Consider the following 21819-nt stretch of genomic DNA (forward strand, 5'->3'; position numbering starts at 1 on the left):
GTGTTGAGGATATTTCTAAAAATCCAACAAACCCCTTCTCCCCTCGAGGGAGAAGGCTGGGATGAGGGGGATATAACCAGTTGATTTTATTCTCCCCCCCATTGACACGGGTTGTCACGGAAGCAACTTAATGCTCTCATAGCGGCTGACGATGCCCTTAAGGAAAAGGTGGCTCGCCTAAAAACAGTAAAAGGCATAGGCCCCGTAGCCGCACTGACCTTGGTTACGGACTTGCCGGAACTTGGGGCTTTGACCCATAAAGAAATTAGTGCGCTCGTGGGTGTTGCGCCCTTCGGCCGGGACAGCGGAACACTGAAGGGCAAACGGACAATATGGGGTGGGCGTGCATCAGTGCGAACCGTACTCTATATGGCCGCTGTCAGCGCAATTACCCATAATCCGCCTATTAAGGCGTTTTATGGGCGGCTACTGCAAAAAGGCAAGGCCAAAACGGCACTCGTTGCCTGCATGAGAAAGCTGCTAATTGTTGCCAACGCCATGATCAAGAGCAATAGCACCTGGAATCCAAACTTTGGAAAATTGGCTTGCTTTTAAACACAGTTGCTCTCCAGCAGGAGAGGGGGCTTGGTGATTTGGCAACCCATTGTTTTTGTTATATTGAAAAGTTGTGTAGATACCTATGCCCAGAGGGAGGAGGAGAGGGTTTTGAATTATCAGAGATCACCTAATTTTTCCAACATTCCGCTGCGGTACCTGGCGCATCAAATCCTTTGGCACCTGCATTCGTCAACGTCAAATTTCCGCATCGGTCATTGGTTTGGGCACCAATGGGATCGGCTGTTAGCGTATAACCTGCGTCCGTAGCCGCACTAATGCTAATTTCATAAAAAGTACTGGTATTATTTGGTGGGGTATAAATAGCGGGAGGCGGACGCCCTACATCATTATTGGCCGCAACTGTCCCACCAGCCGTACTTGCACAAGTATTTGCCGCAGCCTGTACAGCCGCATTTACGGTAGGATTGGTATTACAGTATGTGTTGCTGACCGTATAATACCGCTCCATCGCATTAGCCAATGACAACAACGATCCTTCCGCATCCGCCCTGCGTGACTTCATCATGCTTTCCGTATAGCTGGGATAGGCAATAGCGGCCAAAATACCGATGATTGCTACGACAATCATTAGTTCTATCAGTGTAAAGCCATTCTGTTGTGCTTGTTTCATAAGGGAACCTATAAAAAATTCAAAAAACGCCTTCATTCTTCGAGATACCTACACGGATGTAGCTAGTAGGTGGAAAAATGCTCCTGCACAACCACATTCACCACTTCCATGTGGTTTGTGGCAACGTAGGACGACAAACCGCTCCTGCGTTTGCTGCATTCAGTACATACTGTACTACAGCAGTTGCCGAGAAGGTTGGGAAATAGGATTAAAATTAGTCATATCAATAAGTTGTTATATGAAATCCCCTCACCCTAGCCCTCTCCCAGAGTGAGAGGGGATTGTTGGAGCAAGAAAACCTCCATAGATTCAAAAAACTCCTTCTCCCTTAGGGCATAAGTATCTACACAAGTATCTGCCCCTTCTCCCTTGAGGGAGAAGGTCGGGATGAGGGGGGTGGGTATAAACAGTTGATTTTATTTTCCTCACCCCAACCCTCTCGGCAACCGCTCCTGCGTTGCCCTACTACCTACGTCCATGTAGGCATCCAGCAGGAGAGGGGGCTTGGTGATTTGGCAAACCATTGTTTTTGTTATATTGAAAAGTTGTGTAGATACTTATCCCCTTAGGTAGAAGGTCGGGATGAGGGGAATATAAGAGACTACCATAAATAAGGTTTTCCTAAAGACCCCTGCACGGATGCGAATCTAAGTACGTATCCACCCACCCGCTTTGCAGTCAGTCTATTGAAACCATTCCCGCCATGATAAACGGCCTGCTTTTTCAGTATCGAGTGGCGAATAAGGGCTGGTATTCCCTCCAGAACACCCACCCCCACCATCCACACATCCTGCTGTTGTTGGAGTTGTTGGAGTTGTTGGAGTTGTTGTACCTGTACCTGTACCTGTACCTGTACCTGTACCGCTTCCATTATTAATGGTAGTGACAACGGTTGATCCGTCCGTGAAGGTCTGCGTCACCGTTGTCGTGCCATTGCCATTGTTTAAATCGGTTCTGGTGTACTTCGCGCCGCCGACATAAGTCGTTACGGTTGTTGTGGCGTTGCCGCTAACCGTCGTTGCTGTAGATATGATACCGCCACCGCCGCTAAATGTACCATCTTTCGGGTCTTTCGAGCTTGCTGGAGGAGTTTTAGCCTTCGCATCAGAAATCAAATCTTCAGGCGCATCAGGTATCCATCCGGGTTTTCCGTAGCATATGTTGTTAGGATGATGCCAGTAGGTGGTGTATTCGCCGATAACGTACAGATTATACAAAGACTGTTTAACCCGCCAGCCGTATTTTGCCCGTTGGGCATCAGTCAGGCCGCCATTACCATTGTGGTTGAATTCCAAGGCCGACGCGGGCGTGGTACTTTTAATAATCTGGAGTGCCAATGCTCCGTCAAAGCGTTCACCATTCGGGCCTATCACCCCATTGTTTCCAGAATTGAACATAGTGCCATTTGGGTTCAAGTAAACAACACAGGTGTAATTTACCGGTATCAAACCTGCACGAACAGCACCACCATCACCCCACCAGTCCTTGGATTTGAATGCATCCAGCGGTAAGTTGAAGATCAAGGTACCAATATCATTGCGGGTAATAGGTTGCAAGCTGTTAAGCAAAGTGGTGGCATCGGTTTGGCTAGCCAGTCCCTTAAAGGTTTTAACGCTTTCGTACGGGCTACCGCTTATAGAAAGTTTAGCCGCCGGATTAAGGTACTGGTTCATCACCAGCACCTTAAATGGTTTAGTTGTATCGGTAGCCGAAGCAATTATGTTCGGCGAAAGATTAAACTGTGGCTCACTCGCATTCAACATATTAACCCCCGTCACGTCATAGACATCATCGTATTCGTGGACATGTTTCTGGTTAGCATAGTTGTTTCCTACCGTGCCTGTTAATGTGTTGTAAGTGTTACAAGTAAGGATTTGAGTTGTTTTGCCACTGGCACCACTACAAGCTGTTGATGTTGACGATAGATTTGTTAAAAAACTGTAACCTGTAGAAAAGCCGGGGGCGGGTGTACCTAAACCAGCTTTGCAGTATTTGCTTGATACTTTACCTAAATCTGCAACAACATTGCTGGTTTTTTCGCAGATGCTTTTAGTCTGGGATAAAGCCGTCGGCACGTTGGTAGTGACGTTTGTAGTCGAGCCATAGTAAATATCAAAGTCAAAATGTCCGCCAGAAACACCTGGATCGGGTGGATCCACTACGGTGCCGCCACCGCCACCGCCACCGCCAGTCGTAGTCGTAGTCGTAGTTGCTGTAGGCAGGTCTGGGTGGAAAGCGAATAATGTCGTACTGTAATTAAGCCCCGTTACATAGATAGGTTGGGAGAAAACACCACCCGTTAAATATTTGGAGACTGGGATGCACGTAATATGGCTAGCTATATTAGGCGTACAACTGGAAGCCAAATCAGAGCTGTTGAAAGCACTGTCTTTGTTTAAATCGAATATTGGCGACAAGGGCGAGCCACCGTTGATAAAAGTGAATTCGTTGAGCCAATTTTTACCATTGTCCGGTGCTTGAGCCAACGTGTTGGGATTGGTGCTGAGGAAATAAAAACGTCCATCAGTATAAAAAGGTATTTCTCCCACCACACGTTCACCCGCCGGAAGTGCCACTTTCCAGCCATAGTGCTTGCCAGTGCCAGCCGTCCAGTCTGGAACATTACTGGTAATAGTGCGGATAGTGCTTACAACACTGTTAAGCGTATAAGTCGATGGGGTTAACGTTTGGGAAAGTAACTGGTTATTAGCCGCAGGCGCGCCATCCCAAATACCGTAGACATAATGTACGGAAGCGTCGCCTATATCGCCACTATCCAATATCCGCCCTGTGGCAAAGGCTAACATCTGTCCCCCATTGGGGTGAGCGGTGATTGCAGGAGCCGTTGTGATAGGCTGGACTGGCGAGGTAGTGAACAGCGGTTGGATGCCCGCAGTGGCGGTATCTTTATCCACCACGCTGTATAGAGACGGATCGCTGCCCGTTAGGTCGAATTTCCAAACATGGCCGTCAATGTCGCCTGCGTAGGCGTAATCAACTTTGTCATCACCTGTGGTCTCCACCAGTGTCGGTGTTGATAGTCCGTTGGGGCTTGTGGTGGTGCCAGATCCAGTATCGATGGCTTTGATGAGTGCGCCAGTGTCGATATTGATAAGGTATAGCACAGCATGACCGCTACCCCCGTTGACGTAACCGTTGCCGACAACCGCTACCGCCGTGGCATTAGTATCGTTTAGGCGAGCGGTGCGCGGCGTACCAAAGGTATATCCCAGATCGGCATAGCCGGTTGTAGCTGGGGTGACTTCCCATTTAATCTTAGTTGCCGCATCATTTTCACTGGTGGGAGAAGGGTCGGTAACGTCAAGTGAATAAAGCCCTTTCCCGCCAGCACCAAGCCCACCCACCAGTAACGTCTTAACGGTTCCACCAAAATCAACATTGCTGATACCGATTGGCCCATCCACAAAGTGGCTGTGTATATAAGGATTGCTAATGACCAGCTTATTCAGTTTAGGGATGAGCATAGAAGGAATATATGCAAAAACTTCCTGTCCTGTACTTGCATCAAAAACATGCAGCATACCGTCATTCGCCCCCACATAAATGCGCTTGGTGCTTGCATTATGATTCCAGTATTGAATCGTGGAATGCAAAATATCACCCAAAACATGGTCACGAGGGCGAAACACACCAATGGGTACTTCATTGCTAGTGCCGCCACGCACATAATCGACTATTTTGACACCTGTGGCGGCAACGCTGCTAATGCTTGTCTGTTGGGCGGTGGTAAGATTGCCCCAACTAAAACCCACACCCGTGCCGCTGGCACGGGTAACGATTTTACGAGTGACATTGAGATCTAACAAGTCGGCAGCGGATGTTGTCGTTGGGTCATTACTGTCCCATGGCCCAGCAGGCTGAACAGCTGCATAGGCGTTGATTTTAAAGGCCAGGAGATCGCCGCTCCATGTATCTGGAGAGTAATCCAATTGGTAAAAATTTTCGGTTCCCGATTGGAGGTCGTATGAACTCATGCTTGGCTGTGCCAGCCAGCCAGTGGGCTGTGAATCCGGCGTAAATATTGGTGCTGCGAACGTCCCCTCTGCACATAGCAGTAACGACAGGCTGAACACGAGCTTGGCTTTAATTTGGACGTTCATTGCTAGATACCTCAGTAAGGATAATGGAGTTTTTAATTGGCAAAGGATTGGACTTCAATTCTATGCAGTGTTTGAAGCTGGACAACCGTCGTAGCGTTTTGGCCCCATGCACGAACAGTCAGACGAAAAACTGCAAAACAGCGGTTCACGTTACTCGTGTTCATCACACAAGGCCCCATGTATTCGATGATATAGCGTGGTGGGAAAGCAACATCGACGAGCGCTGTTGCTGGTGTGTTTGCACCATAGCGCAGACCACTCGTTCGCCAATCATTATCAGTGAAGGCTTCCCATACTGCGGGAGTCTCCGTGGGGCATAACCCATTTGCGCATAATGGTGCAATGACGTTTTGAAATGGCCCACCTGACGACAGGCGTAATGGGTTAAAAGGTGCTGCGCCGCTGTTAAGGTAAAACTGAGCATCGCGTAGACCGGCTTCAGCCGCTTGGAAAGCCACATTACGATCACGCATATTACCCGCCATTTTTTCTTCAAGTCCGGTACTCTGCATGCCTGAAAGGCCAATTAACGTAAGCAGCAGCAGCATAATTAAGCTGACCACCAAAACAACGCCGGATTGGGATTTAAATAACCCAGGTCTAGACATCATAAGGAAACCTCTAAAAATGCAAAAAACACCTTCAACCTCCAGGAAGGGTGTGGGAAATAGCCCTTTGATTTTAAAACCCTCATCCCAACCTTCTCGGCAATAGCTCCTGCATTGCCCTACTACCTACATCCATGTAGGCATCCCAAAGGAAGAAGAGGCTTCTTGAATTTTTAAAGGTTACCATAAGATTTATCATGTTAATGAACCCGGTTACGCAAGGTAAAGGTAGAATTAAATACTCGGCGTATTCTGCGATCCGGTAGCGCTGGCGTACTCGTTGCTGCGTTGTAGGTATAAGCCAAGGGTGCCGGTGTCACATTGTTGTCAATAGTGTAAAGCAAGAGACTGACACGGACACTGACTACATTACCCATATCAGTATTGGTGACTGCTCCTGCTTGCCCATAGTAGTTAGGGGTACCATTATTATCAGTGTCCACGCCGTAAGTAATCTGCATATTTTCCACGCCTTCAATCAATGAATTGCCATCTCGCTGTAACTCACTTATTCCTGAAGCTGGCACTGCAATGGTGTAACCATGGGTCACGAATGCATTTGAGGCGGGCAAACACGCAACAGCCGACCATCGTACAGTTATACTGTCTGGCGCGTCCAAGGCACTATTTGCTGCGTTTACCGCACCATTTGTACCCGTGATACCCCATCTATCGAAGGTAACTGGATCTGTCAAAAACGGCTTGGTCGGACACGCGCGATAGTCCGCCATCCGAATATCCCGGCCTATAAAATCCATAGCAAAACGACCATTCTCCTGAAGCCTGGACAACGCCTCTTGTACTCTATAAGTCTCCCTGGAACTTATAAAAATCTGTATAATCCCAGTCAACAGGAATACACCCAGCAACAGCGCTATCATTATTTCAATTAGCGTCATGCCCTTTTGTTGGCAGGGCAGCTTATTCTGACGCATCAAACGATTACTGTTCATGGCAAAAAAACCAATTGGGCTGCATCTGTTGCAAGCAATAGTCAGCATTCATAATGCAAATCTTTAAAAATTCAAAATTCTCCTTGTTTCTCTCCCAGAGGGCATAGGTATCTACACAAGTGCCTACTCCTTCTCCCTTGAGGCATAAGTATCTGCGCCTTCTCCCTTGAGGGAGAAGGCCGGGGTGAGGGGGATATAAACAGTTGATTTTATTCTTCTCGGCAACCGCTCCATGCGTTGCCCTACCTCCTGCATCCATGCAGTCGTCACCCCAACCCTCTCCAGCAGGAGAGGGGGCTTGGTGATTTGGCAACCCATTGTTTTTGTTATATTGAAAAGTTGTGTAGATACTTATGCCCTTGGGGGAGAAGGCTGGGATGAGGGGGATATAAACAATTGATTTTATTCTCCTCACCCCAACCCTCTCCAGCAGAAGAGGGAGCTTGGCGCTTTTGCAGCCCATTGTTTTCATTGCAATGAAAAGTTGTGTAGATACCTTTGCCCAGAGGGAGAGAGGATTATTGGGAACGCTCATAAGCGAAAATCCATCCTAAAGTTGCGATTTGCCGCACCCGTTTTACCATCATCCCAACTAACTATGACGCTAAAAACTCCAGCAGCACGCGTAATTGTGCCAGTGCCACTCGGCAAAGTAGCGACCAGATCATTATTCCAATCCAATAGGTCTTTTTGGGCGAGTTGATCTGTCGAACATGAATTTGCCGACGTTGTACAATCTGAACAAGGCGTGGTACCACTTCTACAGAGAGCGTCAGCAGGCAACATGACATCAGGTAGATACCTTGCTTGTGCCGCAGTGCTAGCGTTTGCCCGCATCCTGTCTGCAATATCGTAAGCCAATTGCGTAGCCTGGCTGCGGTTGTAGGCACTTTGGTTGTTACCCAACCCCACCGCTTGAAGTGATGCCAAGCCCAATAAGCCCACCGCAAGTATAACTACGGCGATCAGGACTTCAATTAAAGTAAATCCACTCTGTTGTTTCATAATAGGCTAGTAATGGGTTGGCAATTCATTATGTAAACCTCTCGTAATTCATAAAAACCCTTCGCACCCCAAGGATGGAGGTAGTGCGGCAGTAGGCAGGTAATCTGCTCCTTCTCCCTTGGGGCATAGGTATCTACACAAGTGCCTACTCCTTCTCCCTTGAGGGAGAAGGCTGGGATGAGGGGGATATAAACAATTGATTTTATTCTCCTCACCCCAACCCTCTCCAGCAGGAGAGGGAGCTTGGTGATTTGGCAACCCATTGTTTTTGTTACATTGAAAATGTTGTGTAGATACTTATGCCCTGAGGGAGAGGGGATATTCATATTTCCGTAGCTTTCCAAAATCATGGGCAGGCAACATCGACAGTGGTACTCGGGCGACCCAAAGGACCCAAACCTATTGTTTTTCCAAAAGGTCCAGCGCGATCATCACAGATTGTTATAAAGCCCCCCAGATTAACTAGCCCACTCGCAAGATAAGAGATAAAGTCTACAACATTGCCGCTTCCGGCCATGCTTATCTGCACTTGTGCACTCCCCTGTACTTTCAATAAAGTTTCGGCGGGAGGGTCGTAATCATTGTTATTGTTTTGATCGGTAAAAATTATCCAGCCTTGCCTCCAGTTACTTGTTGCACCATCTGCCACGCAATTAGCACCATCACTACTTTTGCAAAGGGTAACCCTTGTGCCACGCTTAACTGCCTCACTACGGGCAAGATTTAATGAGGTGACAAGGTCATTGGCTTGGGTGGTTAGCCGGTTATTTTTAATGGCCGTGTTAAAGCTAGGTACGGCAAGACCCATCACAACAGCGGCAATAGCAATTGTTAACATAAGCTCAATCAGTGTAAAGCCCAGAGCATTGGTAAATTTGCAGCTTGGGGGCTCTCTAACAATCCCCTTTCCCTTTTTTAGGAGAGGGTGGTAAAAATCCAATTTTAATCCCTCTATACCAACTCTTTCAGAAGAGAAGGTGGCTTTTGAATTTTTAGAGGTTTCCCGATGGTTTACTGACATTCTGCCTTGCCCGTTTCCGTTCTTACTCGCCCAACTTTGCTGATTATTATGACCCGTGATTGTGCTTTTTTTCTTGAGCTGTCGCATAAGCTAAACCTGTCATTGGCAAGCCCTGTTGCGCCACGGCTATTGCCCATGGCTAAAAAAGCTACCCAACTGGCGTAATTGCCACCCGTCCTTAAGGTATAGCCTTCGGGCAGGGCTTCGTAGGTTTTTAACAGCTCATCTGTATTATTCATTGTTCCATCGCCGTTACTGTCGGCAAAAATATCCCAACCGTTGTCCCACACTTTGAGTGTGGTGCCTTTATGTTTAATCGTAACCTGCTGCCCACGCTTTATCGCCTCGCTTCGAGAATACGCTAAGGTCGCAACCACCTGATTCGAAATACTTGTAGAACGGTTATTGCTTATCGCATTCATAAAATTGGGTATAGCCACGGTCGCGAGAATACCCGAAATGCAAACTGTAGTCACGACCTCGGGAAGAGTCAACCCCAGGCTTGTTATTGGCTTATTTGGCATGGCGAACTCCTTGATAAACAGCAATTGACTGCTACACAGGTTTACGATGTTCCATAATGGCCTTAACCATATCTTATTGTAGTCTTTAAATGGCGTTTGTGAAGTAAGTCACAGATTACATATTTTGAGGTTTGTTGCCGCTAAATTTCTTTCAGAAAAGAAGGTGTTTTGATTAAATACCTTATGGGGAGCACTAAAAATTCAAAAAACCCCTTCTCCCTCTGGGCATAAGTATCTACACAACTTTTCAATATAACAAAAACAATGGGTTACCAAATCACCAAGCCCCCTCTCCTGCTGGATGCCTACATGGATGTAGGTAGTAGGGCAACGCAGGAGCAGTTGCCGAGAGGGTTGGGGTGAGGAGAATAAAATCAACTATTTATACCCCCTCATCCCGACCTTCTCCCTCAAGGGAGAAGGGGCAGATACTTATGCCCTCTGGGAGAAGGGGCTGCCCAGCGTTTGGCTGAAGCATCTTGCTAATCAGGAAATAATTTTTGAACTTAATCGCTACCATTAACACAAACTAATGCCTCCTAGTTTAGCAGTTTTTCTAAAAACTCAATAAGTTATGGCCTATCACGACAGGCTCGTATCATTTAGAAAACTAGCCATACTGTGATAATATGGCACTATAGGTTATCAATTCTTTGTAAATGGCACATTCCCACATACCTCCTCAATTAATTGACCGCTTCGGCAGAACGGTGGATTATTTGCGTATTTCCATTACGGATCGCTGTGATTTCCGCTGTGTGTATTGCATGTCTGAGGAAATGACATTTTTGCCACGCGAGCAAGTTTTATCGCTGGAAGAGCTGTATACAATAGCCAAGGCATTTACTGAATTAGGGGTTAAAAAAATCCGAATAACGGGCGGTGAGCCTTTGGTCAGGCGCGGGGCGTTGGAATTACTGGAGAATATCGGCAGTATTGAAAGCTTACATGAGCTGGTGCTAACGACGAATGGCTCTCAACTGGAACACATGGCCTTACCTTTGAGGAATGCAGGGGTAAAGCGGATTAATATCAGCCTAGATACCTTGAATGCGGATAAATTTAAGGCAATCACCCGCACAGGTGATTTACCACAAGTTTTGCGGGGCATTGATGCCGCTTGTGAAGCCGGATTTGAGCGAATTAAGATCAATTCTGTAATATTGAAGGATAAAAACCACCAGGAAGTAGTTGATCTGGTGCAATTTGCGGTCGATAAGGGCATTGATATTAGCTTTATCGAAGAGATGCCCTTGGGCGTGGTCAGCCAACATGACCGTTCTTCCGCTTATTATTCCAGCGATTGTATTAAAGCCGATTTGGCAACCCAGTTCTCATTACTGGCATCTACCGAAAAAACCGGTGGACCGTCGGTGTATTATAAGGTACAAGGCACTGACACCCGCGTTGGTTTTATTTCGCCGCACAGCGCTAATTTCTGTAGCACTTGTAACCGAGTACGCTTAACGGTTGAAGGGCAGTTGTTGTTGTGTTTAGGCAATGAACATTCGGTTGATCTTAAGCAAGTAATCAGAGCCAATCCGGGGAATATGGAAATTTTAAAGCAGGCTATCGTTGATGCCATGCTGATTAAGCCCGAAAAACACGAATTTAACATCCATGAGCAACCGGTGATCCTACGGCACATGAGTGTTACGGGCGGGTAGCAGCACTAAGGACACTACTTAATGCCCTCTCCCTTTGAGCATAGCTATCTACACAAGTATCTGCCCCTTCTCCCTCGAGGGAGAAGGCTGGGATGAGGGGGATGTAAATAGTTGATTTTATTCTCCTCACCCCAACCCCCTCCAGCAGGAGAGGGAGTCCATTGCTTTTTCAACTCGTTGTTTTTATTACGTCGAAAAGTTGTGTATATACCTATGCCCTTTGGGAGAAGGGACTCAATCGCTTAACTAAACAACATATTGGGGCAGTATTGCTCCCTCTCAAATCAACTGCTTCTTTCCCAAATAAGCAAAATATTTTTCTCAACTATATAAGGTTCTCATGTCATTTGACTCACTCGGTTTATCGGACGCACTGCTTAAAGCGGTTGCTGACCAAGGCTATTCCACACCCACGCCTGTTCAGAGTAAAGCGATTCCACCCATTCTTGCCGGTAAAGATATTATTGCTGGCGCACAAACCGGCACCGGCAAAACCGCCGGTTTTTCCCTTCCGTTGCTGCAACGGCTTGCAGAGAATGTTGATATAAAAGCACGGCCAAGAAAAATTCGCGCCTTGGTGCTCGTGCCTACCCGCGAATTAGCAGCACAAGTCCATGAAAGTATTACGATATATGGAAAATACTTGCCGTTACAAACGCAAGTCATCATTGGTGGAGCGAGCATTAATATGCAGACCAGAATGTTACGACATGGCTGCGATATTGTCGTCGCCACCCCTGGTCGCTTAATGGATCATGTAAACCAAAAAAATATTTCCTTAAGTAACGTGGAAATATTGGTATTGGATGAAGCTGATCGAATGCTGGATATGGGCTTTCTACCGGAAATTCGTCGAATTCTGGCCTTTCTGCCAAAAAACAGACAAAGCTTATTATTTTCCGCGACCATGCCCGGCACCATAAAATCGCTGGCAGCAACCATCCTTAACAACCCTGTCGAGATTGAAATCGCTAAGCAAAACATTACGGCTGATAACGTATCCGAACAAGTATATGGTATTGCCCAGGGCAATAAGCGCGAGTGCCTTTCTTACCTAATAGGAAGCAATAATTGGAAGCAGGTATTGGTTTTTGTACGTACCAAGCATGGCGCGGACCGTTTACAGAAACAGTTGATAAAGGACGGCATCAGTGCGGCTGCGCTGCATGGTGACAAAACCCAAGGCGCTAGAACTAAAGCCTTGGAATATTTTAAAACGGGCAAAGTTGCTGCGCTCGTCGCCACCGACATTGCCGCACGAGGGCTGGATATTGAAGAATTGCCGCACGTGGTCAATTTTGATTTGCCGCAAGTCGCCGAAGATTACGTCCACAGGATCGGTCGTACTGGACGAGCGGGATCAAGTGGAGCAGCCCTGTCCCTGGTTTCTCCTGAAGAAGCGCATTTGCTAGGGGCTATCGAAAAGCTATTGAAACGGCAAATTCCACGGGTAAGTGATACCGGTTATGAACCGATATTGTTAAATGTCGCTGCTGCACCAAAGAAAATTGCCCCTGCGAAAATTTCGGGCAGAAAGGACTATCGGCATACCGATAAAAAAACACCGCAACGTGGCAATGGAACGAGTTATAACCCACGTAGCGATAAGCCAAAAAGCCGTGCAAATTCAAGGCCGTAATCGTACAAAAAAATGCCTTTCAACACATTTTTCGTTTTTTGTGCGTTCATACTCATTTTTAGTATTGAAATGAGTTAGTATTGGCTTAGTATTATGAAGTAATCGCTAGGGTGTCTCTAAAAATCCCCTCTCCCTCTGGGAGAGGGCTAGGGTGAGGGTTGATTGCTTGATTTTAAATCCCTCATCCCAACCCCCTCCCAGGGGGAGAAGGAGCTTTTTGAATTTTTAGAGATTCCCTCTAGTAATTCCCTTTCTTTCTGGGAGAGTAATATACTTCACCGGTTTCGAAGTCCATACCCCACCCTTCTGTCGGAGGAGAAAGGAGGATTTTGAGCTTTTAGGTACCCCATAACGATAAAACTTTCAACCAGGAGAATTCAATTATGTCGTTTTTCGCATCGTTCACAAAAAAGTCTAAACTCGATGCTGCCGTAAAAAAAGCTGATAAAGCACGTAAAAAGGAAGGCAGCGAGGCAGATCAATTACTTAAAGAAGTCTACCAAGACTATTCTGATGTCCTGACCGGCGATCCGGTGCGTGCTGCAACCCTATACCATTGGGGGGTTACTTTGCTAAATCAAGCAAAAACCAAAACGCCGTCAGAATCCATCAATATTTACCGTAATGCGATTGCAAAATTCTCTTTTTGTATGACCTTAGACCCAAACTACCTTGCTGCGGCTATGGATGCCGGGGTCGCCTGTATGGATTTAGCCCGCGCCAGAGGAGTAGGCTCGACTGATGAACTTTATGAAATGGCTAAAAGACAGTTTGAAAAGGCAAACTCCATTCAAGCGGGTGTTGCCACCTTTAATCTTGCCTGTGTCTACGGCATCCATGGCGATAATGAGAACTGTCTGGCAGCATTGAAGATCGCAAAAGATAAAGGTAGTTTACCGGAAGATGCTGATATTCTTGCCGATCCAGATCTGGACAGTATCAAGAATCAAGCTTGGTTTAAAGAGTTCATGGCCTCACTGGTAGACGATAGACGGCTCGCAGAAGAAAAAAAGTTGGCGGCAAAAGCCGCTGAAGAAGAGGCTAAGAAACCTAAAGAGAAAACAGAGTTTGATCCTTATAAACCTCAAAAAAAGAAGGTTGAGGAAAAGAAAAACGAACCTGAAGCCAACGAAACGGCTACAACAGCCGCTGACGAAACTAAAGCACCGCCCAAAAAAGCCGCTAAAAAAGTAAGCAAATCACCTAATGCGGATGAGTCTTTGTCTATTGAAGCCAATGATTCCGACGAATCAGTCGATTAGTGGAGATCTAAACACACCAGTTTCGCTCAATGGCTGGACTGGCAAGTCAGCCATAAGCGAAATCAATACGTTACACTAATTTTTTGTCTGTCTAAGGATTAAATCAGCACGTCTTTAGTGTCGCGGAATATGGGGATTGGGCATGGAGTGCGTACCTCAAGTTAGGTGCTTATACCAATCCCAATAAGTTGTTATTTGAATCCCCTCATCCTAACCTTCTCCCACTGGAGAAGGGATAACTTGTGAACTTATTGGGATTGGTATTACACACCCATCTTTCTTTAAGTTTTACTTTGCCCATCTTCACTGTCTTGCTCATGCATGATAGCCGTATAACAGTTCATAATACTTTCAGTATAGTTGGCGTGAGCCTTGGCAAGCTCTTCCGGTGAACCAAATTCTTTGCGTAATTCTTCCAGCGTCTTTTTAGGATCTTTCTCTTTTGTCAGTGTCAGCATTTTTGCATAATTGCGATAAGCTTGTAGTCTGTCTGGATCAAAAGCAAAAAATCCGGGCATATTTAGATAGGTCGTATCAATCACGCATTTAGCCATGTGAGCAGGATCTATCTTGTAGTCTTTAATATCTTTCTCTTTTTCCATTTCTTCTAAAACGACCTGCTCGTAATGATTTTTATCGGCACAGGCCACAAGGAATAGGGGGAATAGGAGAATTAACAGCAGTTTTTTCATGTACATAACACCATCTTAATATTCAAACTCACAACATAGAACACTGCATTATACGCATTTCGCTGGGTTTCATGTAACGACAAAATGCAGTATCGTAAGGGAAAACGCTTATTGATCAATTTTCTGCATGGCTAGTTTCACCCAATCCTCCGCTTCCTTATTAATATCAGCCGTTTTGCGGCCTTTGCTTGCTATGGGAGGGCCTATTTTTACTTTGATTGTCCCTGGATATTTTAAAAAGCTGTAGCGCGGCCAAAATTTTCCAGCGTTATGTGCAATGGGAATGACAGGATAACCGGATTTTTGCGCCAGCATCGCCCCACCCGCGCTAAAACTAACTATTTTATCGACTGGCATCCGCGTCCCTTCTGGAAATACGACTACCCATAGACCCTCCTTTAATGCCCCAGTTCCTTGACTGATTAATTTACGTAAAGCAGCGGATTTGTTATTCCGGTCTATGGCTATCGGTTTCAGGGTAGCCATCGCCCAGCCCCAAAACGGCACCCATAATAACGATTGTTTAAATAACGAAGTTTGAGGCGGCAAAAAGCACCTGAACGCCAATGTCTCCCATGCCGATTGGTGATTACTTAGCACAATTGCGGCACTGTCGATATTAATATGTTCCAGCCCTTCAATCTCATGACGAACACCGCAACAAATTTCTGCCAATTTCAATACGGCTTCCGCCCAACCTTTACCCATGCGATAACGAACGTTAAAGGGAAAAATTATACAAAGCAAAACCAAAGAGCCAAAAACAAAAGTAGCGATGATCGAACCCACTAAAAATACCGCCGACCCAAGATAAATTCGGAAGTTATTGTTTTGATAAGATATATTTGGCTGCGCCATAAAGATTTTCAAAAACAGGAAGATTGATGTTGGGGTTGTTTATCAGGGTTTTCTGACCTTTTCCGGTTTTAACCAAAATCGGCTTTGCGCCTACGGCCTGTGCCGCTTGTATGTCACGTAGTGAATCGCCGATAAAACTGACGGTTGTTAAATCAATATTGCGTTCTTCAGCAAACCGCTTAAGCAAGCTGGGTTTTGGCTTACGGCAGTTGCACAAACTGTCTGGACCGTGCGGACAATAGTAAATAGCGGCAATTTCACCGCCTTTCTCGGCAAGCAACCGGTGCATTTTTTCATGGATTTTTGTCAGTGTGGTTTCATCAAACAAACCTCGTGCAATGCCGGACTGATTGCTTATAACCACCACGTCGTAACCCTGCTTGTTAAGCAAGGCAATCGCTTCAAGGCTGCCTGCAATAGGAATCCACTCTTCAGGAGATTTTATGAATTCATCGGAATCGACGTTAATAACCCCATCCCGATCCATCAGCACATAATGCCGTTGTTCCATGCTGTTAGATTACGATTGCAGCTTGGAGATGTCGGCAATTTCCAAAAATTGATTTGACAACATAGTTAGCAAAGCCAAGCGTCTGGCACGTAAATCAAGGTCATCAGACATCACCATCACTTTATCGAAAAAAGCATTGACGGCAGGTTCAGTCTTAGCAAGACGACTGAGTGCGGCTTGATAATCCTTTTTTTCCAGGAACGGCTGGATGTCAGCCGCCGATTGCTTGGCGGTATCAAACAAATGGCGTTCTTCGGCTTCTACCAGTTCACCGACTTGCGCGGCGGGTGCGGTATCGGATTTTTTCAGGATATTGCGTATGCGCTTGTTGGCTGCTGCCAAACTATCGGCTTCGGGCAGTTGGCGGAAAGCCTTGACCGCTTGCAATCTTTTCATGAAATCCAACGGCTGGGTCGGGTTAACCGACATGACCGCATCAAATTCATCCGGTGCGAAACCACGATCCAGGCAGTAGCCTTTTAAGCGGTCAAAAATGAAATCAATGACCAGTTTGCGGGTTTTCTCACGGTCAAACGCATGGCTGCACTGTGCCAGCGAAGCATCGACTAGGGCAACTATATCAAGACCCAACTCATTTTCAATGATGATTCTCAACGAACCTAATGCCGCTCGTCGCAACGCATAAGGGTCTTTATCGCCAGTCGGAATCAATCCGGCACTGAAAATTCCGGTTAAGGTATCAAGCTTATCTGCCAACGCGACAATCTGCCCAGTTTGGCTGGATGGTGTCGGGCTGCCTGATTGTTTAGGGTAGTAATGCTGCTCAATGGCCTCGGCAACTTCTTTAGGTTCGTTATCAGCCAAAGCATAATAACGCCCCATAATGCCTTGCAGATTGCCAAATTCGCCGACCATATCGGTCATCAGGTCTGCTTTAGCCAAGTGTGCCGCACGTTTTGCCCAATCAACATTCGCGCCGAGTTGGGTTGCTATCAATTCTGAAAGGACTATCACCCGCTGAGTTTTGTCTGCAAGCGTACCTAACTTTTCCTGGAAAACGATATTGGCTAGGCTTTCGACGCGATCTGCCAGAGATTTTTTTCGGTCTTGTTTCCAGAAGAATTCGGCATCAGTCAGGCGCGGTGTGATAACGCGCTCGTTTCCTTGTTTGATGGATTCTGGGCGAGTGCTTTCGATATTGCTGAAAGTAATAAAATAAGGCAACAAAGCACCACTGGCATTTTTAACCGGAAAATATTTCTGGTTGGTTTGCATGGTGGTTATCAGCACTTCCGCTGGTAATTCCAGAAAGCGTGGATCAAATGTTCCGGTAACAGGCACCGGCCATTCGTTTAATGCGGCAATCTCCTCCAGTAAATCGTCCTCAATGTAAGCTATCCCATTAACTGCTGATGCTGCAAGGTTAGCCTTGTCACGAATGAGCGCTTTTCGCTGTTCAACATCAACCATGACCTTACCCTGCTGATACAAGGTATCGGTATAAGCCTCTGGGCTGCTGATCGTGATGGTTTGCGGGGCATGAAAACGATGTCCAACTGTCGTCGAACGAGTCGTTAATCCAAGAATTTCGCATTCGATAACTGCATTTCCGTAAAGCAAAACCGCCCAATGCACAGGGCGAACGAATTCGGTGGCAAAACTGCCCCAACGCATTCGCTTTGCTATCGGCAAGGCCGAAATACTTTGGCGAATAATGTCAGGAATTAATTGCTCGGTTGCTTGACCTTTTACTGCTTGCTTATAAATCAGCCATTCGCCTTTGTCGGTTTTTAAGCGTTCCAGTTGATCGAAGGTCGTCCCGCAACTAGCGGCAAAACCTTCCGCAGCCTTGCTCGGTTTGCCATCTGGCGCATAAGCGGCTTGGATCGCTGGCCCACGTTTTTCAACTATTTTGTCTGGCTGCTGGGTAGACAGGTTTTCGACGAATACCGCTAACCGTCTTGGCGTAGCGTACGCTTTACTGCCAGAATAAGTCAGTTCTGCATCATTAAGCCCTTGTAACACGCCATCTAACAATGCTTGACTCAATTTGACCAGGGTTTTGGGTGGTAATTCTTCCGAACCTAACTCGAACAACAAATGTTTTGTAGCCATATTAAGCTCCCTGCCCTGAACACATAGGAAAACCCAGTGATTCCCTACGTTGATAATAGGCTTCTGCTACCGCCCTTGATAGCGTCCTAACCCTTAGGATATAGCGTTGCCGTTCCGTTACAGAAATCGCATGACGGGCATCCAGCAAATTGAAGGTATGGGAAGCCTTCAGCACCATTTCATAAGCGGGTAATGGCAAATCCAGCGCGATTAACTTTTGGCATTCCTGTTCATACGTATCAAAGCATTGGAATAAAAACGGGACATTGGCGTGATCGAAATTGTAAGCCGACATTTCGACTTCATTTTGATGGAACACATCCCCATAAGTCACGATTCCGTGCGGGGTTTTGGTCCAGACTAAATCATAAACACTTTTAACGCCCTGCAAATACATGGCAAGGCGCTCCAGACCGTAAGTTATTTCCCCAGTAATCGGTCTGCATTCCAATCCGCCAACTTGCTGAAAATAAGTAAACTGCGTCACTTCCATACCATTTAGCCAAACTTCCCAGCCTAATCCCCACGCGCCTAAGGTTGGTGATTCCCAGTTGTCTTCAACAAAGCGAATATCGTGTTCCAACAAATCGAAACCTAACTGTCGTAAGGAACCGAGGTAAAGTTCTTGGATATTGTCTGGCGAGGGTTTAAGCGCAACCTGATACTGGTAATAATGTTGCAGGCGGTTAGGGTTTTCGCCAAAACGCCCGTCAGTCGGGCGGCGCGAGGGCTGAACGTAGGCGACATTCCAAGGTTCAGGCCCTATCGACCGCAAAAAAGTTGCAGGATGGAAAGTTCCGGCACCGACTTCCTGATCCAATGGTTGTAATAAAATACAACCTTGGGCAGACCAGTAATCTTGCAAAGCCAGGATAAGTCCCTGAAAAGTTGATAAATCGTAGTTTGGGCTGGACACGTCGTGTGTGGGGATCGGCAATAAAAGGTGGGGAATTATAACGTAAAAACACCTTTTTTAGCAGGTTCTAAGTATCTCCTGGGCAATAGCCAAAACGTCACCCCTCTCTGGAATAGGACTAGTGAGAGAAATTTGTAAAAAAACTCACGTAAACTTTATCTCGAAGGTGTATTTAATCTTAGCAGTTCACACTTTAGTCCACTTTAGTATGCAGCCCAACACGGACTTCAGTTTTCGGCTTTTCTTCATCTTTAATGATAACTTGCAGCGACAATTCATTTGCAAGCTCTGTTTTTGGTGCATTCGCCGCTCTGCTGCCTGGCGATGTCGAACCAAGGCCTTCGCTCAAATTTATCTTCAACTTAAGATTATTAGGGGAATCAGAGTTTTGCAATGCCTCGTCAAGAGAAATAATACCTTCTTTATATAGCCTCAGCAGGTGGCTGTCAAAGGTCTGCATGCCAATGTTTTCGGATTTTTCCATGGCTTCTTTGATAGCATGTATATCGCCTTTATGGACTAAATCCCTGACTAACTGCGAGGCCAGTAAAATCTCAATGGCAGCTATCCGCTTACCTTCAAGCGTAGGAACTAAGCGTTGCGACACAAACGCTTTTAAATTCAATGATAAATCCATCAATAGTTGATTACGGCGTTCTTCCGGAAAAAAATTGATGATTCTATCCAATGCCTGATTGGAGTTGTTCGCATGTAAAGTTGACAGGCATAAATGCCCGGTTTCAGCAAAGGCCAAGGCGTGTTCCATGGTTTCCTGACTACGAATTTCGCCAATCAAGATAACATCGGGCGCTTGCCGTAACGTGTTTTTGAGTGCATCTTCATAACTTAGCGTATCAACCCCAACTTCGCGCTGATTGACCAGGGATTTTTTGTGCGGATGGATGTACTCAATCGGATCCTCAATCGTAATAATATGGCCTGAACTATTCGCGTTGCGGTGGTCTATCAATGCCGCCAACGAGGTTGATTTCCCCGAACCCGTGCCGCCGATAAACAAAATCAGGCCACGCTTCTCCATGATGACTTTTTTCAATACATCAGGCAACCCCAGCTTATCGGCATTGGGAATTTCCACCTTGATATTGCGGATGACCATCGAAAAAGTGTTACGCTGCTTAAAAATATTAATCCGAAACCGCCCTATGCCCTGCTCCGAAATAGCCAAATTTAATTCAGGTTGGTGTTCAAATGCCTTCTGCTGCTCGAAATCCATTAAGCTATAAGCGATTTCTTTCAATCGTTCTTTGGTAAGTTTGATGTTTTCCAAAGGCCGCAGTACACCCTGAAATTTAGCGGCGGGTGGCGCGTCGACGGTTAAGTACAAATCAGAACCATCGTTTTGAACCAGCAATTTTAAGTATTCTTTAAATTCCATAATCAGTTGTCTTTTAAAAATCAATAAGGTCAATTCTAGGTTATAAATCCAGAAGTTGAAGGCTGGTTAGCAAAAAATAAACAATCGCTAGTTTAACCCAAAGTATATCGAGGTTGATTAAAGGTAACCTCTAAAAATTCAAAAAACTCCTTCTCCCTTCGGGAGAAGGTTTGGATGATGGATTTAAAATTAATCAGTTACAACTATCACCATAGGCCTCTCCCAGAGGGAGGGCGGGGTAGAGATTCCCTAAAGATAAGTTTGTACTTGCTCCAGCATTCCTGATCGATCCATATAGAGTATCAACCCGCCTACGGCAATAACCCCGAAGATAATGGCAAAAGCAATTTTCCAATAACTGTAAGGCCGCTCGCCTTGTACTTGCCCTGTCCTGCCGTTGATAACAAAGCGGTAGGCTTTTTGCCGGTAACGGAACGCCGCAGACCAGACCGGCAACAGGCAGTGTTTGTTGGGTTAGCTCGTAGGGGGATTAGGCGCGCAAATCGTTTGCGTTTTGAATTATCACTTTTAGTTGGGCGTATCGTAATCCGCCGAATGAAAATTTGCACCCATGCGGCGGAATATACCCAGTGGGCACAAGCATCATGCCCGAAGAAAAATGGCTTATTTGATGTAGGTGATTTTGCGCGGCTAATCCGCCCTATTGATAGGGTATTTGTAATACGAGGAACATTTATGTCTGGATCATTTTTTGAGCGCATTACGGTTAGACAGCCATATTTGCCACGGCAAACCTTGCATTCGGGGGTTGCGCTATCCGGTGGAAACCATTCTTGAATGATTAAGTTCCGGCATGACTATTGAGGAAATTCTTTCGGATTATGAAGATTTGCAACGGGAAGATATTTTGGTTGCTCTGGATTTTGCTGCCAAATTGGCGCATGTCAAGCGGATTGAAGGCTTGGTTGCCGCTTGAAATTTTTGGTCGATGCCCAATTGCCTCGAAAACTTGCGGCGTTATTGCAAAGTTTTGGGCACGATGTTTTGCATACCCTGGATTTGCCTGATGCGAACCGAACATCGGATGCGCGGATAAATGAACTATCGGTTGCCGACCAACGTATTGTTGTGACTAAAGATGCCGATTTTGTTAACTCATTTTTAATATCCCAAGTACCTTACAAATTATTGCTGGTTTCAACGGGTAATATAGCCAATTCGAGACTTCTCACAAATTTTGAGGATAATTTATCATCCATTGCCACAGCATTAACGGCATGTGATTTTGTGGAGAGATTACACGAAGCCAGTTGATCGAGCACAGATAAGCAAGGTTGAATATATCTCCATAATCATGGCTTTTATTTTAGCAATGGGCGAATCTTTCAATCTATTTTATAATTCCAGCCTAAACGCAATA

At 46.0% G+C, this 21819-nt stretch carries 21 protein-coding genes and 1 pseudogene; 7 read left to right on the forward strand and 15 right to left on the reverse strand.

Annotated features, from left to right (window positions below):
* The first annotated feature begins 111 nt into the window (after window positions 1–111).
* The gene (locus ABL924_RS04025) at window positions 112–555 is read left to right on the forward strand and encodes a transposase (protein ID WP_349025782.1); all 444 of its coding nucleotides are present in this window, start codon (window positions 112–114) and stop codon (window positions 553–555) included.
* A gap of 130 nt (window positions 556–685) precedes the next feature.
* Here the strand turns inward: ABL924_RS04025 and ABL924_RS04030 are convergent, their stop codons facing one another.
* The 8 genes from ABL924_RS04030 to ABL924_RS04065 all read right to left on the reverse strand — a co-directional run bounded on the left by ABL924_RS04030 (window position 686) and on the right by ABL924_RS04065 (window position 9421).
* Window positions 686–1189, reverse strand: a complete 504-nt coding sequence (locus ABL924_RS04030) for a type IV pilin protein (RefSeq protein WP_349025783.1) — start codon at window positions 1187–1189, stop codon at window positions 686–688.
* A gap of 683 nt (window positions 1190–1872) precedes the next feature.
* Complete coding sequence (locus ABL924_RS04035; protein ID WP_349025784.1) at window positions 1873–5310, reverse strand: PilC/PilY family type IV pilus protein; 3438 nt, start codon at window positions 5308–5310, stop codon at window positions 1873–1875.
* A 32-nt stretch (window positions 5311–5342) separates the two neighbouring features.
* Complete coding sequence (locus tag ABL924_RS04040) at window positions 5343–5921, reverse strand: PilX N-terminal domain-containing pilus assembly protein (protein ID WP_349025785.1); 579 nt, start codon at window positions 5919–5921, stop codon at window positions 5343–5345.
* Window positions 5922–6118: 197 nt separating this feature from the next.
* Window positions 6119–6871, reverse strand: coding sequence for a PilW family protein (locus ABL924_RS04045; protein ID WP_349025786.1), 753 nt, complete (start codon window positions 6869–6871; stop codon window positions 6119–6121).
* Window positions 6861–7406 (reverse strand): hypothetical protein, encoded by a 546-nt coding sequence (locus ABL924_RS04050; RefSeq protein ID WP_349025787.1) that lies wholly within the window; start codon window positions 7404–7406, stop codon window positions 6861–6863. The genes ABL924_RS04045 and ABL924_RS04050 overlap by 11 nt, the downstream gene beginning before the upstream one ends.
* Window positions 7403–7876 carry a type IV pilus modification protein PilV gene (pilV, locus tag ABL924_RS04055; protein WP_349025788.1) on the reverse strand — a complete coding sequence of 158 codons (474 nt, stop codon included), beginning with the start codon at window positions 7874–7876 and terminating at the stop codon, window positions 7403–7405. Before pilV ends, ABL924_RS04050 begins: the two co-directional genes overlap by 4 nt.
* Before the next feature lie 346 nt (window positions 7877–8222).
* On the reverse strand, window positions 8223–8897 hold the full coding sequence (locus ABL924_RS04060) for a GspH/FimT family pseudopilin (RefSeq protein WP_349025789.1): 675 nt from the start codon (window positions 8895–8897) through the stop codon (window positions 8223–8225).
* Window positions 8888–9421, reverse strand: coding sequence for a GspH/FimT family protein (locus ABL924_RS04065; protein ID WP_349025790.1), 534 nt, complete (start codon window positions 9419–9421; stop codon window positions 8888–8890). Before ABL924_RS04065 ends, ABL924_RS04060 begins: the two co-directional genes overlap by 10 nt.
* Before the next feature lie 659 nt (window positions 9422–10080).
* Between ABL924_RS04065 and moaA the strand changes: the two genes are divergently transcribed.
* From moaA to ABL924_RS04080, 3 genes are all read left to right on the forward strand, one after another.
* Window positions 10081–11088 carry a GTP 3',8-cyclase MoaA gene (moaA, locus tag ABL924_RS04070; protein ID WP_349025791.1) on the forward strand — a complete coding sequence of 336 codons (1008 nt, stop codon included), beginning with the start codon at window positions 10081–10083 and terminating at the stop codon, window positions 11086–11088.
* A gap of 340 nt (window positions 11089–11428) precedes the next feature.
* Entirely contained in the window at window positions 11429–12727 is a 1299-nt protein-coding gene (locus ABL924_RS04075) for a DEAD/DEAH box helicase (RefSeq protein WP_349025792.1), read from the forward strand.
* Between the two features lie 383 nt (window positions 12728–13110).
* Window positions 13111–13989 (forward strand): hypothetical protein, encoded by an 879-nt coding sequence (locus tag ABL924_RS04080; RefSeq protein WP_349025793.1) that lies wholly within the window; start codon window positions 13111–13113, stop codon window positions 13987–13989.
* A gap of 281 nt (window positions 13990–14270) precedes the next feature.
* Here ABL924_RS04080 and ABL924_RS04085 read toward each other — a convergent pair whose 3' ends face one another.
* From ABL924_RS04085 to ABL924_RS04115, 7 genes are all read right to left on the reverse strand, one after another.
* Window positions 14271–14681, reverse strand: a complete 411-nt coding sequence (locus ABL924_RS04085) for a hypothetical protein (RefSeq protein WP_349025794.1) — start codon at window positions 14679–14681, stop codon at window positions 14271–14273.
* A gap of 108 nt (window positions 14682–14789) precedes the next feature.
* Window positions 14790–15539 (reverse strand): lysophospholipid acyltransferase family protein, encoded by a 750-nt coding sequence (locus ABL924_RS04090; protein WP_349025795.1) that lies wholly within the window; start codon window positions 15537–15539, stop codon window positions 14790–14792.
* Complete coding sequence (gene gmhB / locus ABL924_RS04095; RefSeq protein ID WP_349025796.1) at window positions 15505–16050, reverse strand: D-glycero-beta-D-manno-heptose 1,7-bisphosphate 7-phosphatase; 546 nt, start codon at window positions 16048–16050, stop codon at window positions 15505–15507. Before gmhB ends, ABL924_RS04090 begins: the two co-directional genes overlap by 35 nt.
* Before the next feature lie 9 nt (window positions 16051–16059).
* Window positions 16060–18126, reverse strand: a complete 2067-nt coding sequence (gene glyS, locus ABL924_RS04100; protein ID WP_349025797.1) for a glycine--tRNA ligase subunit beta — start codon at window positions 18124–18126, stop codon at window positions 16060–16062.
* Window position 18127: 1 nt separating this feature from the next.
* On the reverse strand, window positions 18128–19042 hold the full coding sequence (gene glyQ / locus ABL924_RS04105) for a glycine--tRNA ligase subunit alpha (protein WP_349025798.1): 915 nt from the start codon (window positions 19040–19042) through the stop codon (window positions 18128–18130).
* Window positions 19043–19235: 193 nt separating this feature from the next.
* Window positions 19236–20438: a PilT/PilU family type 4a pilus ATPase gene (locus tag ABL924_RS04110; protein ID WP_349025799.1), complete on the reverse strand. Its 1203-nt coding sequence runs from the start codon at window positions 20436–20438 to the stop codon at window positions 19236–19238.
* 249 nt (window positions 20439–20687) lie between these two features.
* Window positions 20688–20894 carry a hypothetical protein gene (locus ABL924_RS04115; protein WP_349025800.1) on the reverse strand — a complete coding sequence of 69 codons (207 nt, stop codon included), beginning with the start codon at window positions 20892–20894 and terminating at the stop codon, window positions 20688–20690.
* A 99-nt stretch (window positions 20895–20993) separates the two neighbouring features.
* On the opposite strand from ABL924_RS04115, the gene ABL924_RS04120 reads away from it, so the two are divergent.
* The 3 genes and pseudogenes from ABL924_RS04120 (at window position 20994) to ABL924_RS04130 (ending at window position 21713) form a co-directional block, all read left to right on the forward strand.
* Window positions 20994–21236: a hypothetical protein gene (locus tag ABL924_RS04120; protein ID WP_349025816.1), complete on the forward strand. Its 243-nt coding sequence runs from the start codon at window positions 20994–20996 to the stop codon at window positions 21234–21236.
* Window positions 21220–21375: pseudogene (locus ABL924_RS04125) on the forward strand (DUF433 domain-containing protein). Before ABL924_RS04120 ends, ABL924_RS04125 begins: the two are co-directional and overlap by 17 nt.
* Window positions 21372–21713 (forward strand): DUF5615 family PIN-like protein, encoded by a 342-nt coding sequence (locus ABL924_RS04130; RefSeq protein WP_349025801.1) that lies wholly within the window; start codon window positions 21372–21374, stop codon window positions 21711–21713. Before ABL924_RS04125 ends, ABL924_RS04130 begins: the two are co-directional and overlap by 4 nt.
* Window positions 21714–21819 lie beyond the last annotated feature (106 nt).

The sequence above is a fragment of the Methyloglobulus sp. genome (genome assembly GCF_040079455.1).
Taxonomy (GTDB): domain Bacteria; phylum Pseudomonadota; class Gammaproteobacteria; order Methylococcales; family Methylomonadaceae; genus Methyloglobulus.